At 49.9% G+C, this 14,133-nt stretch carries 12 protein-coding genes; 4 read left to right on the forward strand and 8 right to left on the reverse strand.

Going from position 1 to position 14,133, the window contains the following annotated elements; translation table 11 throughout:
- The first annotated feature begins 3 nt into the window (after nt 1–3).
- Both RQP52_RS28980 and RQP52_RS28985 read left to right on the forward strand, forming a co-directional pair.
- Nucleotides 4–1,017: a FecCD family ABC transporter permease gene (locus RQP52_RS28980; protein WP_315955073.1), complete on the forward strand. Its 1,014-nt coding sequence runs from the start codon at nt 4–6 to the stop codon at nt 1,015–1,017.
- A 50-nt stretch (nt 1,018–1,067) separates the two neighbouring features.
- Nucleotides 1,068–2,009, forward strand: a complete 942-nt coding sequence (locus RQP52_RS28985; protein WP_315955123.1) for a FecCD family ABC transporter permease — start codon at nt 1,068–1,070, stop codon at nt 2,007–2,009.
- Nucleotides 2,010–2,069: 60 nt separating this feature from the next.
- Here the strand turns inward: RQP52_RS28985 and RQP52_RS28990 are convergent, their stop codons facing one another.
- From RQP52_RS28990 to RQP52_RS29000, 3 genes are all read right to left on the reverse strand, one after another.
- Nucleotides 2,070–2,510, reverse strand: coding sequence for a DUF6526 family protein (locus tag RQP52_RS28990; protein WP_315955074.1), 441 nt, complete (start codon nt 2,508–2,510; stop codon nt 2,070–2,072).
- A complete protein-coding gene (locus RQP52_RS28995) occupies nt 2,507–2,734 on the reverse strand; it encodes a DNA-binding protein (RefSeq protein WP_127457084.1) in 228 nt (75 codons plus the stop codon). The genes RQP52_RS28990 and RQP52_RS28995 overlap by 4 nt, the downstream gene beginning before the upstream one ends.
- 84 nt (nt 2,735–2,818) lie before the next feature.
- A complete protein-coding gene (locus RQP52_RS29000) occupies nt 2,819–3,580 on the reverse strand; it encodes a GTP pyrophosphokinase (RefSeq protein WP_315955124.1) in 762 nt (253 codons plus the stop codon).
- A 231-nt stretch (nt 3,581–3,811) separates the two neighbouring features.
- Here RQP52_RS29000 and RQP52_RS29005 point away from each other — a divergent pair, with 231 nt between their 5' ends.
- A complete protein-coding gene (locus RQP52_RS29005; RefSeq protein ID WP_315955075.1) occupies nt 3,812–4,615 on the forward strand; it encodes a hypothetical protein in 804 nt (267 codons plus the stop codon).
- Nucleotides 4,616–4,660: 45 nt separating this feature from the next.
- On the opposite strand, the gene RQP52_RS29010 is transcribed toward RQP52_RS29005, so the two are convergent.
- A complete protein-coding gene (locus tag RQP52_RS29010; protein WP_315955076.1) occupies nt 4,661–5,959 on the reverse strand; it encodes an NCS2 family permease in 1,299 nt (432 codons plus the stop codon).
- Nucleotides 5,960–6,162: 203 nt separating this feature from the next.
- On the opposite strand from RQP52_RS29010, the gene RQP52_RS29015 reads away from it, so the two are divergent.
- Nucleotides 6,163–6,972 carry an MBL fold metallo-hydrolase gene (locus tag RQP52_RS29015; RefSeq protein WP_315955077.1) on the forward strand — a complete coding sequence of 270 codons (810 nt, stop codon included), beginning with the start codon at nt 6,163–6,165 and terminating at the stop codon, nt 6,970–6,972.
- A gap of 60 nt (nt 6,973–7,032) precedes the next feature.
- Here the strand turns inward: RQP52_RS29015 and RQP52_RS29020 are convergent, their stop codons facing one another.
- The 4 genes from RQP52_RS29020 to RQP52_RS29035 all read right to left on the reverse strand — a co-directional run bounded on the left by RQP52_RS29020 (nt 7,033) and on the right by RQP52_RS29035 (nt 14,120).
- Nucleotides 7,033–9,216 (reverse strand): CocE/NonD family hydrolase, encoded by a 2,184-nt coding sequence (locus RQP52_RS29020; RefSeq protein WP_315955078.1) that lies wholly within the window; start codon nt 9,214–9,216, stop codon nt 7,033–7,035.
- A 12-nt stretch (nt 9,217–9,228) separates the two neighbouring features.
- Nucleotides 9,229–10,395: a dipeptidase gene (locus RQP52_RS29025; protein ID WP_315955079.1), complete on the reverse strand. Its 1,167-nt coding sequence runs from the start codon at nt 10,393–10,395 to the stop codon at nt 9,229–9,231.
- Nucleotides 10,396–10,407: 12 nt separating this feature from the next.
- Nucleotides 10,408–11,382, reverse strand: a complete 975-nt coding sequence (locus tag RQP52_RS29030; protein WP_315955080.1) for an ornithine cyclodeaminase family protein — start codon at nt 11,380–11,382, stop codon at nt 10,408–10,410.
- 83 nt (nt 11,383–11,465) lie between these two features.
- Nucleotides 11,466–14,120, reverse strand: a complete 2,655-nt coding sequence (locus tag RQP52_RS29035; protein WP_315955081.1) for a response regulator — start codon at nt 14,118–14,120, stop codon at nt 11,466–11,468.
- Nucleotides 14,121–14,133: the final 13 nt, after the last annotated feature.

Below are 14,133 nucleotides of genomic sequence, written 5' to 3' on the forward strand. Positions count from 1 at the left end.
CCAATGAAGCCTATAACTGAGAAGCAGAGCCAGAAATGGCCTCTGCTCTTCCTATTTTCTGCCGCTGTTCTTGTGATGCTGATCGGCGTGATTTGCAATTTGAAATGGGGCCAGGCCTATGTCTCCTGGCACACTTTGTACGAAGCGGTGACTTACCAGGGCAGCGACAAAACCCATCTGTACATCCAAACGCTTCGTCTACCACGCGCCATCATGGCGTGTATCGTTGGGATGCAGCTAGCTTTGGCCGGTATGTTGACTCAGATCACAACCAAAAATCCTTTGGCATCCCCTCACATATTCGGGATTAATGCCGGGGCGGCGTTAGCCGTTGTGATCGGGCTTGTCATTTTGCCCCATTTCGGAAACTTCGGGCTCATCGGCTTTGCCTTCGTCGGTGCTGCACTAAGCGCGCTGCTGATCTGGTCGTTAGCAGGCGCAGGACGCCAGCAGTATGTGCGTCTGGCGTTAGCCGGCATCACAATCCACTTCCTCATGTCTTCCTTGACGGAAGGTTTCATTATTATGAATCAGCATGCCACGGACAGCATGATTTTCTGGTTGGTCGGCTCCCTGAATCAAGCAGGGTGGTCGGATGTGCGAATCATTTTACCCTTCTTCATAGGGGGAATGGCTTTGTTCAGCCTTATGCTGCCGGCATTCAAGCTGTTGCTGCTTGATGATGACATTGCAGCGGGCTTAGGTCAGCGCGTCAACATCGTGCGCGGCATCAGCATCGTGCTTGTGCTCCTGCTCGCCGGATCTGCCGTGGCCTTATGCGGCCCGATCGGCTTCATTTGTTTGCTTGTTCCACACATCGCTCGGGCGATGATTGGGCCGAACCTGCAAATTCTAGGGCCGATGACGGCTCTGCTCGGAGGAATCTTGCTCGTCTATGCCGACTTTCTCAGCAGATTCATTGCTTTTCCCTTCGAATCGCCGGTCGGTATCGTGACTGCGGTGATCGGTGCACCATATTTCATTTACTTGGCACGTAAGCAAGGAGGTGCGAAGTGAGAAAATACACACACACCTCCTCCCTCTCACTGATTGTGGCTCTGATTATCATGTTTGTATTAACTGCCCTGTATGTCCATGTAGGTGCTGTGCGCATTCCGTTTGGCGATGTGTGGTCCGGGTTAACAGATGCACAAAGCCAGTCTTACTTCATCGTGCATCAAGTCCGCTTGCCCCGCGTGTTAGTTGCGATTTTAGCGGGCTTCGGGTTAGCCGCCGGCGGCGTCATTCTGCAAGGCTTAGTGCGAAATCCACTGGCCAGCCCTGACGTCGTGGGGATTACGAAAGGGGCCGGTTTCATGGCGGCAGCGGTGCTCTTTCTATTCCCCAAATCGCCAAGCTACGTCTTGCCGATTGCGGCTTTCGCCGGCGCCTTTCTAGCCTTCCTGCTCCTGCTGCTGCTCAGCCGCCGGTTAACGCTTAACCCCTCCACATTAGCTTTGGTGGGCGTAGCGATCGGTACTGTGTTCCAAGCTGGCACACAGTACTTGATTGTCAGGCACCCCAGCGATATTAACATGGCGCTGCTCTGGCTCTCCGGCAGCTTGTGGAGCCGCAGCTGGCACGATGTCTACACCCTGCTGCCGTGGATCGCAGTGCTCCTGCCCATCGTGTGGGCGAACTTTGCGAAGCTGAATGTATTTCTGCTTGGCGATGACATCACCGCCTCGCTGGGCCTCAACATCGTGAAGCAGCGCTTCCTGCTGCTGCTTCTTGCCGTTGCTTTGGCCGGCATCTCCGTGTCGGCGGTCGGCGCGATCGGCTTCATCGGCCTGATCGCCCCGCACATCGCGCGCAGCCTCGTCGGCAGCCGGCATCAGTGGCTGATCCCGCTGGCAGCTATCATCGGCGCGGACTTGATGCTGCTCGGCGACCTCCTCGGCCGCATCATCATCCTCCCGCGGGAAGTGCCTGTAGGGATCATGACGGCCGTGATCGGCGCGCCGTATTTTATTTACCTGCTGCGCAAGGAACGTCTGCGCAACAAATAAAGGGGCTTTCCCAGGAGGTCAGATATGACCATTCTGGGAAGCCCCTTTCAGTTTTACAAACTATATGCGATAATCGTCGTTTCTCCAGCTCTTGATGGATTTCTTAATCGTATCCGATGACCATTGCCCGTCAGCCGCCTTCTGACATAGAGCAGGAAACTCTTCGTCGGAGGCAAAGCGCAGCGCAGCGATCTGACCCACTGTTAATCTCGCATCCAGCAGCTTTTGAGTTAACACATAGTGCCTGAGATTCTCTTCTGCACGAATCGCACGATCCTGTGCTTTCAACGGATAGGAACGAATCAGCAGAAATACAATGATCACAATGATAGAAATGAGTAGAAAAAGAAAGGAAGGCAGCAATTGATCCCCTGATTGCACGGATCTAATTAACTCTACGATCGACGTAACCAATAGAATTAACGCTAGCAAAGAGAACACATAATGAAACAATGGATGCATTCTGCGGTGATTTGCATACGTTTGTTCGCCGTTTTTCATGATTTCCCCACAATCTCATCAATCTCGCTTTTCAAGAGCAAGTAGCGATGCACACTTCTCATAATTGGCACCTTGGTTAAATTGTTTTTGTCTACATACTGCTTCATCTGATCCTTGGTCAGACCTAGCGATTTCCCAGCTTCCATCACCGTTAATACAACTTCATTACTTGTCGCGTTGAACGTCGTTTTCACTTTTTGATTCCAATCCTCAAATACCTGCATGTCCGAAGCAACACCCTTCTGTTCCAATCCTTTCATTATAGCACAGAAGTACGCAGACAAAGCATCCATTTGTAGGATGCGGTCTTACTTACCGTCATCATCACTCAAAAGCTCCAGCAATGCCTGCGGCAGCGCAAACTGCTGATTGTTAATGACGATCTTATTGAGCGCGTCACTGGCCAAAATGCTGGAGGTCTGCTCTTCTTTAATCTCTTCGATTTCCGCATGCAGACGTTCCATTTGCAGATCAAGCGCAGATGCTGCCATAGCTGCTTGTTTAAGCTCCTCCAACAATCGTGCAGGAACAGCTTGATTGCCTTCATTGAACTTATAAAATATTTTATGCTCCAAACTGGCCCAAAAGTCCATCGCAATGGTACGAATTTGAATTTCAATACACACGCTTTCTTGCCGATCCGTCAAATGCACCGGCACTTCAACCAGCAAATGAAGACTTTGGTAGCCATTCGGTTTCGGATGCTTGATGTAATCTTTCTCACCCAGCACCTTCAGGTCGCTTTGGTTTTTGAGCATATTGGAAATGGCATAGATGTCCGAGACGAATGAGCATGTAATCCGCATGCCGGCAATATCCTTCACACATGCTTTGATCCCGTCAAAAGACATGTCTCCTCCCTTCCTGCTGAGCTTATGAAAAATACTCTCGGGCGATTTCAAGCGGGATTTGGTATGCTCGATCGGATTATATTCATGCAGCATCTCGAATTCCTGCACTAAGATTTCTACGCGGGTTTCCATGGCGTCCAAAGCGAATTTGTACGTCATCATAAACCTTGTAATTTCGTGCTTAAATCGTTTCAAATCATTCATAGAAAGCTGATTCATCATGGCAGTTCCATCCTTTAATCGTGGTTATTTTACCAGTCTTATCTAGTGTAAGGTACGAAAGGTCCGTGAGCAAATTTTGGTGTTCGTATTGACACTTTGCGCGGTCGCTTGATATAGTACATTTATCATATTTCGAGTGAAAACTTACGTCGGGAAGCACCCGTAGGATAAGGCTTTGGCCTTTTCTTGCAGGTGCTTTTTTTGTCTTTCCTCGAAACTTAAGGAGGCTTGTATCTGAACCTATTCACTTTGCTTCTCGCCGCTTTTGTTCTAGTCTCAGCCCTTCCGGGAGAGGCGTCTGCAGCAGCTCCGTTCAGCTTCACGACAGGACTTTTGGATAAAACGCTAGCCGCTTCCACCCAAGCTCAAACCAATCGTATTCACGCTTTACAGGATGAACTGGTCACCCTTCAGAAGCAAGAACAAGAATGGGATCATTCAATTACGGTGCAGCACAATCAAAATAAAGAGACACTGGCAGCGCTAAGCAAACAGGCTAAAGCAATCGACGCTGCTCAACTAGCCAAGCTGGAAGAGGATGTACTGCGAACGAGAGAACGCTACAAACCATTATTATCCCGTTACACCGCAATTAATAAACAAATCGAAGATGTGCGGCCGCTCAAAAACAAAAGCTTGAACACCATGCTCCGTCTTCAGGCCACGGCTTTGAAAATTCCCGCCCAGCTAGCGCGCGCAGACATTCAATCGAAGGAGAAAGCCCACCGGGCAGCCAAAGATAAAGCCTCCAAAGCAACGAAGGACATACGTGACCGTCTCGAGGACATCAATACAACTAACGTGCAGATTAAAGCTAAAATGAGCGCTGTCCAATCTTCTCGCAAAAGCTTGTCTCCGCTATGGAGCGCTTTTAAGAAAAGCGCCAAGAAAGGGGATGCGATCGGGGTCCAAAGCACCATGAGCTCCATGGTTTCCCTCCAGCGTCAAGTCAATGACGAGAAACAGCGAATCTATAAGCTGGAGACCTCCGTCCGCGATAAGCTAGCCACTATAAAAAAAGACACCGGTTAAGGTGCCTTCTGTTACATTCATTTAATTAATAGGCAAAATTCTTGCTCAATGACTGAAAAACACAATCTGAATAAAGAACAGCACCGCAAATAGATAAAAAATCGGATGCACATCGCTTCGTTTTCCGCGGAGCAGCTTTAATACCGGATATACGATAAATCCGATGCCAATTCCAGTTGCAATACTATACGTCAAGGGCATCAACACCACGATAAGAAAAGCCGGAAAGGCTTCCTCCAAGTCTTGCCACTCTATTTTACGGAGCACATTCATCATCAGGAAACCGACGATAATTAACGCAGGCGCAGTAATGGCCGGAATGCTGGCAAGCACGGCAATGATTGGCGAGAAAAACAAGGTTAAGGCCAGCAATACGCACACCGTGATCGCCGTCAGCCCGGTTCTCCCGCCTACAGCAACGCCGGAACTGGACTCAATATACGCGGAGGTGGGACTCGTTCCAAGCAATGCCCCTGTCGAAGTTCCTATCGCATCGGCCAGCAGTGCGCCTCTTGAGCGCGGAAATTTATTGTCCTTGAGAAGCCCCGCTTGCTCGGCAACCCCAAGCATCGTTCCCGTTGTATCAAATAAGGTAATCAATAAAAATGTAAAAATGACAGCGTACATCCCTCCCGAAAAAACACCCTTGATATCTAGTTGAAAAGCCGTCGCAGAAAGCCCCGTCGGCGCTGCAACGAATGATCCCGGCATCGTCAAAAGTCCCATAATCCAGGCCAATACAGCGGTAATCAACATGCCGAAGAACAAAAAGCCACGCACCTGATAAGCCATCAGGATCAGCGAAACGATAAGGCCAATGATCGTCAACGAGGTCATATGTTCTCTAAGATCACCTAATGTTAGCAGCGTTGAGGGAGAAGCTACGATAACCTTGGCATTTTGCAGGCCGATAAATGTGATAAACAAGCCGATCCCCGCAGTGATGGCATGCTTCAAGCTTGTGGGAATCGCGTCCAGCAGCATATATCGGAAAGAAGTTAACGATAACACAATGAACAAGGCTCCAGCGACAAAAACAGCACCAAGCGCAGTCTGCCAACTGACACCGCTTCCGCCTACAACGCTAAAAGCAAAATACGCATTCAACCCCATTCCTGGCGCAAGCACAATCGGGTAATTCGCAAAAATTCCCATAATCAGCGTCGCCACAATGCTTGCCAACACCGTTGCAATGAACACCCCGTGGAAATCCATCCCCGCCTTGCTTAGAATCCCCGGATTCACAATCACAATATAAACCATCGTCAAAAACGTCGTGACCCCTGCCATGAGTTCCGTCGGCACCGTTGTGCCCCGTTCTTTCAATTTAAATAACGAATTCATTGCTGATGACCTCCAACCAACGGGATTTGTTTTTTTATTCTTCCCTTTGTTTGGAATCGTAGTAATCAATTTTCTCCATTGACAGCGCTGCCATGCGGGGATACAATTGGCACTAAACAACAAGAATACAACAACATTCACACAATAAACAACATTAAATGATCATGAAACAACAATGTCTATGCGCTAAGGAGGATTCATCCATGAAGGTTCATTTTTTGGGAACAGCAGCATATGAGGGTATCCCCTCGCTCTTCTGCCAATGTCTCACCTGCAAACAAGCCCGCGAACGCGGAGGTAAAAATATTCGTTCCCGCACTTCCGTCATGTTTGACGACGACTTGAAGGTCGATTTTCCACCTGATACCTTGATGCACTCACTACAGTACGGGATCGATATGAACAGCGTAAAGGATCTGCTCATCACCCATTCACACTCAGACCATCTATATGCTGAGGATATGGCTATTCGTGCAAAAGGCTACGCCCAATCAGGCGAAGAAACCATGCATGTTTACGGACATGACCTTCCATTCCGCCTCATCTTTCAAGCGTTGAATGGACTGAAGCACAACTATCATTTCCACCGGGTGATTCCGTTCCAGCCTGTAGAGACGCAAACGGCCACGATCGTTCCGCTGCTGGCGGATCATGATCCTCTCGAAACTTGCTTGCTCTATTCCATCGAAAAGAATGGAAAAACAGTCTTGTATGGCAACGACAGCGGGTGGTTCCCGGATGAAACGTGGGCTTGGCTGAAGGATAAGCAGTTCGATTTGGTTATCCTGGAATGCACCACAGGCCGAGTGGGGCACAGAAACAACCATATGAACGTGGATGCCGTACTCGAAACGAAAACATGGATGGATGAAGTCGGTGTATTGAAGCCGGGAGCACAAATCTACGTGACACACTTTTCTCATAATGCGGGGCTGCTGCATGAGGATTTGGTTGACATTTTTCAGCCTCATGGGATTGAGGTTGCTTATGACGGTTTGATTGTGGAGCTCTAGCTGGAGTAAACGAAAAGACACCTCATCAGGTGTCTTCTCTTCCCCGCTATTCTCTCCCGATTACAAAATAATCGGAAGCTTCACATGACTCGGATATTCCTCCGAGTGGTAAATCGTTTGCTGCACGATCACTGGCTTTGGATCCTCATAAGGGTTGATGCCGGTATTCGTGTTAGGAAACGCGATAAACTTGCTCGACGATGTCACCGTAAACCGCAATTGGTGGCCTTCGCGGAACGTGTGGGCAATATTTTGCATGAATATCGCGTATTTTTCCACTTTACCAGGCGTAAGCAGCTCTGGATTATCCAATCCACTACGGTACTTCGCCCGCACGATGTAATTGGACAGCTTTATCGAATTGCCGAGCGCATCCACATCGCTCAAAGTAACGACCCAGTCCGTATCAACACCGGTGCTCGCCGCATACAATTCACAAGACAGCTCGCCCGCTACGGTTAAATCCCGCTCCAGCACAGCGCTCGTATACACAAGAATATCACTGCGCAGCTCATGCTTGCGCATGTTCTCCGGCTCTCTTTCGCCACTGTCGGCAACAGGATCCTCGGGGTTATACACATACGTATCCGCAGGACCTTGCAGAGTAGGAGCCTCCATCAGCACACCGTCTCCATGGCTGGAGTTGGCCCGCCCTTTACTCCCCAGATAAAAGCTCTTGATTTGCGCCTCCGCAGGCGTCCAGTCCTCGGACGTTCGCCACTCGTTGCTTCCAACAACGTAATACTTCGCCCTTGGCTCTTGATCAATGCCATTGGGCAGCTCTTTCAGGAACCTGTCGAACCAGCGCAGCACATTTACGTCATAATCGTAAACAACCGCATCGTTGCTGAAGCTGGTACCGAGCAGATCTCTTGCTCGGTTAGGGCCGTGCTCCCATGGTCCGAGCCATATTTTCCGGTTGGGGACATCATGCTTGGTCAGCATCCTCCATGTCTCCGAGACGCCTGCGCTGTCCCCGTCGTACCAACCGGAAATGACAAACATCGGCACCTTAACCTGATCGCCACGCTCCGTAAAGGTGCAATTTCTCCAGAAATCATCATATTCCGGATGCTCACTCCACAGATCCCAAGGGCCAGAAGCTCTGCCAATCATCTGCTGAGGAACCTCTCTGATCGGTCTGGCGTCTACGGCTTTCTCCGGATCAACGGTTTTACCCGCAAAAATATCAAAATCCGTCCTTGTACCAACGGACTGCGCAAGCGTCCAGCAGAGCAAAGGCCAGGAACATACGGTTCCGCCTTTACGTACCGTATCCACAAATGGTGAACCTACGTTCACTTCATTAACGACCGCCTTTAAATTCGGATGTCCACTCGTAGATGCTGCTGTTACAACATATCCGAGATAGGAGGCACCCCACATGCCGACGCTGCCGTTTGACCATTCCTGCGACACGATCCAGTCGATCGTATCAGCACTGTCGTCCCGCTCATAAAAGAATGGAACCAGCTCTCCCTCGGAATCTGCGCGCCCTCTGACATCCTGATTGACGACGGCATACCCCTTGTTCGCCCAACGCTTGAAAAATTCTTTGCGCAAGTTGCGATCATAGCAGGTGCGAATCAGTATGGTTGGCAGCCCCTGCGCGGATTGAGCACCCTCAGGCAGATACACATCCGTTGCCAAACGTACGCCGTCCCGCAGCGGAACGAGAAAGGTGCCCAGATCGTTCACGCCGAATTCCGGCTTCGAGAGGAGCGGATCTTCGTACACCACAAGCGGGGTCAACGCTTCGTACCCTTCCGCCACTAGCACTTCCATGCCGTACCGGTTCGGCGCCACGAACGCGATAATGCGTCCATCTACGGTCACGATGTCGAGCGCCGTATCCTTCCGCATCGCCCAAACTTGAGATGTCACCTCTTGTCCCGATTGTCCTGATCTTTCCGTTTGTCCAGTTTGTCCCGTTTGTCCCGGCTCTCCCGCTCGGCCAGCCACCCTAGCTGTATAACGCACATGCCGTGCATAAAGGTCGCCATTGCCAAGCGTAACCTCGTCTCCCTGCCAAACGGCTTGGTCATAATGCGCCAAAGACGTCTTGATTTTGGAAAAAGGCAATATGTACGGTGTCTTCTCCGGAAGGACATTTTCCTGCATTTGTGTTCTCCTGCGAGCATCCACTTTGGCATGCATAATCGCATTTTCGGCAAACCGGATTTTCCCCTCATACACACCGGCACAATACAAATTAAACGTCGTTGACTGAAAATATGTGCTCATCCCCGTTAACTCCTATCCCCAGACTTGTTCGAAAACACGCAGCCAGTTGCCGCCCATAATCTTCTGAACGTCTTCATCGCTATACCCTCTTGCAACCAAGCCACGGGTAAAATTGATAAAATAACTGTACTTTTCCAGTCCCTTCACCGTTTCGGTAGACGGTCCGTCTCCTTTGGCAAAGCCAATTCTCGGTGCAATGTGCTCTTTAAAATACACCAAAGACCACTCCACATCGCTCATAGGCCAATCCGTACCAATACCCACATAGTCAACGCCGACCAGCCGAACCACATAATCGATATGATCCAGCACATGTTCGATTGTCGTTTCATTCGGGTCCTGATAGATAAACCACGGCATTGCAAAAACACCGATGACGCCGCCGGTTCCAGCAATCGCCTGGAGCTCTTCATCGCTTTTGCAGCGCATATGGCCAAAGAGAGCCTCTACGCCAGTATGGGAAGCGATAACCGGCGCCGTCGAGAGCCGACATGCATCCAGCGTCGTTTGCTTGCCGCAATGACTGGTATCAACGATGATGCCCAGCTCATTCATTCTGCGAATGAAGCGCGCACCGAAATTGCTGACACCGCCATTGGCTTGCTCCGCACAACCGGAAGCAATGTAATTCTGATTGTTGTACGTAAGCTGCAAAACACGCAAACCGAAATGATAGAGCGCGTCAAGCAAGGCGAGATTTTTGCCTAAGCCATCCGTTTCCTGCGCGGTTACGATGCCCGCTTTCTTATTGGTGCTTTTGGCGGTGCGAATATCTTCGGCGTTAAGCACTTTGACCAACCAATCATTCGTATCGAATTGACGCTGTATTTCGCCCATGCTGGTCACAAGACCCTCTATATCGGATATGTCCAGTTGGCGGTTACCCGCGGTAATGCCGGAACGATACCACTCCTCCTTGAATGAAGGGAGTTCCCCGCGCGCTGCCATATCGTGAATGATTTTGCTCGGCATGCCGCTGTACACCATTGGTTCATCCCGGTAAGGCTCGCAGGCTTCACGGATGTTTTCGGAGATCTGCGCAGGGATCGCTTGGGGCGACAATGGACCTTGGAACAGCAGATCAATAATGATACTGCTTTCGTGAAGCCGGCTCGCATGGTCCTCCTGCTCTGGGGTTAAGTGAAAAGGATACAATCCTTCCGTGAGATTCGTCTTCATCTACAATCGCTCCTAAAATGCAATTTGTGTGCCTTTATTCCTACGAACCGCTTCTTGAACAATATAATGAGCAGCTGCCATGTCTTCACAAGCCAGCCCCAATGATTTGAAAAGTGTGATTGCCGTACTCGAACTCCTACCTGGCTTAAGCCCGACCAATAGCTCTCCGATTTCGCCTAAAATGTGCCCCTCCCCGATCGCCCCTTCGTGCAGGGGAATCAAGTAATCCCCCGCTTCGTTCACGGCGGACTCCCGGCGATCGACGAACAACTCCGCTTGACGCACGAGTTCGGAATCCAGTTCACGGTCCTTCGCCCGGCAAGCACCGACAGCATTGACGTGAGCGCCTTCCTTGATCCACGCTCCGTGCAAAACAGGTGTCGTCGACGCCGTCACTGTGCAAATAATATCCGCGTCCCGTACGGCCTGAGTCGCGGAGGAAACAGCTTCCACCGGAAGTTTGTACCGCGCTTCCGTCTCTTCCTTCAAATTCCGGGCATGGTCCGGGTTCGGCCCCCATACTGTAATCCTCTCGATCGGGCGAACCAGCATCATCGCCTCGATGTGGGTTCTGGCTTGCTCGCCCGTCCCGATCATCGCCAGCGTGCTGGCATCCGGTCTCGCCAGCAGCCGAGTCGCCACCGCACTGACGGCCGCTGTGCGGATTGCGGTGATTTTGGTGCCATCCACAACGGCCTCCAATTGACCATTGGTTGAATTAAACAAAGAAACAAACCCTTGATGCGAAGGCATCCCTTTCGCATGATTATCCGGCAGCACGGTAATCACTTTGGCCCCCACTCGCTCTTCCCGCTTCAAGTAAGCCGGCATGAGTCCCATAACATGATTCCCCTGTAAAGGAACAACGCTTCTTAGCGATTGAACGGCTTCTCCATTCGTCAAATCTGCCAATACAGCCTGCATGATTTCCATGCAAGCTGACATGGACAGCAATTCCAGAACCTCGCGTTGATTGATGACTAGCATATCTGAATGATCACCCGCTTCGTTAGTACTTGCCCTTACATTATAGCAAAACGCACTCCCCATGGCTTGCAGCGCAGTACGTTTTATTTCACATCCGGCCTACCTGTCGTCTCAGGCGATGCCGCGATCTGTTTATATCCCTTCACTCTCGAAGTTTGAATCAGTCGCTGCAGCAAACCGAACAACTGAATGGGATCGAACGGTTTTGTAATATAGCCGCTCATACCCGCTTCGAGCACTTCCTCCTTCACGCCTTTCATCGCGTCGGCCGTCATCGCAATAATCGGAATATCCTTGGCATGCTCCAATTGGCGAATATGTTTGGTCGCCTCGTAGCCGCCCATCACGGGCATTTGCAAATCCATCAAAATGGCGTCATACCGCCTCACCTTCGCACGGGAGACAGCTTCCAGACCATTTTCAGCCACATCAACTACTACGCCGACTTCCTTCAGCATTTCCGTTGCAACCAACTGATTGATTTCATTATCCTCCACGAGCAAAATGTTCGCATGCTGCAGTGCCTTGAAACGCTCCGACTTCTCCGGATCAGGCCCTGTGACCTGCTTGGCCACAAAATGCTGCTGAAACAAACTGATAAGCTCGTTATACAATTGGGACTGGCTGATCGGGTAATACAACACCTTATCTATGGCTTGCGAACGGATGCGCGTTTGCAACTCCGGCTCATGATACGCGGTAACCATCACAATGACCTGCATCGGCGAGGAGAATTCGAGCTGAATACGTTCAGCAAGCGGAACGGCAACAGATTCCCTCAGCTTCCAATCTACGATGACCAAATCATAGCGGCCATTGCGGTAAATTTGTTCAATTGCCCCACTCTCGGACTCTGCTGTATTGACAATAAACTGGAACTGTTCAAGCTGGTTTTTGAGTACGAGCTGCATATCCCCCTCATCACAAACGAGCAGCACCCGAAGCAATTTCAATTGTGAGTCTTGATTCATCGTTGTAAGCCGCGATCCAGTACTATATCCAAAATCCGCGGTAAAGGAGAATGAACTGCCCTGCCCGGCTTGACTCTCTACACCTATCGCTCCCCCCATCAGCTCGACAAGATTTTTACTGATCACAAGACCAAGCCCTGTCCCTCCGTACTTCCGGGTTGTCGACATATCTGCCTGTGTAAAATGGTGGAACAACTGCTCCTGCTGTTCTTCCGTAATGCCGATTCCGGTGTCACGAACCGTAAATCCGAGAGTGACGCCCCTTTCACTTTTGGCCAAAAGGCAGATCTCAAAAGAAATTTCGCCCTGATCCGTGAACTTCACAGCATTATTCGACAGGTTAATCAAAATTTGATTCAAACGGAACGGGTCGCCGACAAGCATTTGCGGAACTTCATGATGAATGGAGAAATGCAGCTTTAACCCTTTGTCATACGCTTTCATTCCTATGAGATTTGAAATCTGGTTGAGTACATCATACAGATCAAAATCGACCTGCTCGATGACCAGCTTCTTGGCCTCGATTTTGGAGAAATCCAGAACGTCATTGATGAGTGCGATTAAATTTTTGGCGGAAATAATCGTTTTATCCACATAAACTTGCTGCTGCTCTGAAAGCTCTGTTTGCTGGAGCAAATAACTTAGACCAATCACCGCATTGAGCGGCGTGCGGATTTCATGGCTCATATTAGCCAGAAACTCGCCTTTCGCGCGATTCGCGGACTCGGCCATTTCCTTGGCTTCCGCCAACTCTGACGTACGAGCCTCCACTAGTTCCTCGAGGTGGCCTTTGTATTGGTGAAGTGCCTTCTCTTGCCGCCTTAGTTCGGTAATATCATGACCGGTTCCTGTCACTTCCACGATCTCCTTGTTCCGATTAAAAATCGGCGAAACCGTGTAATGCATACATTTATTTTCACCGCATGGCAGAAGGCTTTCCGCTTCGAAGGACTTGGATTCCTTGGTGCTTAACACTTCGTTAAGCGCTTGCTTCCACTGCTCGCGAACCTTCTCCGATGACATCATGTCCAGCATACTTTTCCCGAGCAAATCACGTTCGTTCGTTTTTAAGAAATGCGACATCTTGTTATTCGCCTGAGTAATCCTCCCATCCAGGTCGCAGCAGTAGACGAGGTCAGGCGAGTTTTGCACCAGCGTCCGATACCGACTCTCGCTCTCGCGCAGCTTGATCTCCGTTTCGAAACTTCTAATTTCATAAGCAATCAATGAGTAGTAAAGTGGGATGGCTACCGTATGAAAAATCACATAGCTAACTGCAAACTCTGTCAAAAAATAGTTCATCGTTTCCTGAGGGGCAAGCAGTGCCCAGCCTACTGTCTGCAAACTGATAACCAACCCTAGCAGCCAGCCGTATTTCTCCATAAGCTTTCTACGTTTCACAGACCATCGATGGACAACTATACTGATCAACGTCGTAGTCACAAGTGAGCCTAATGGAAAAAGCAAATCTCCGCCCAGCATGGTGCGATAAGCGCCAACCATCAGAGTTGTAACGATTGCAGATAGAGGACCGCCAAAAACAGCCGAAAATATAACGCTTACAAAGCGGACATCCATATGCAACCCGTGTGCGACTTGTAACGGCATCTGCATAATAAGCAGACCGAAGATCCCGAAAGCGATTCCGAAAATGATCGACTGCGCTCTTTTGGAGCATTTTACATAATAGGGGTACAGCCATCTTAATAGAAAAACAAAAGTCACGATTAATGCACTGCATTGTGCAAAATAGAACAGAAATTTCATGTGACACCTCACC

The sequence above is a fragment of the Paenibacillus violae genome (genome assembly GCF_032461945.1).
In the GTDB taxonomy this organism is placed as follows: Bacteria; Bacillota; Bacilli; order Paenibacillales; family NBRC-103111; genus Paenibacillus_E; species Paenibacillus_E violae.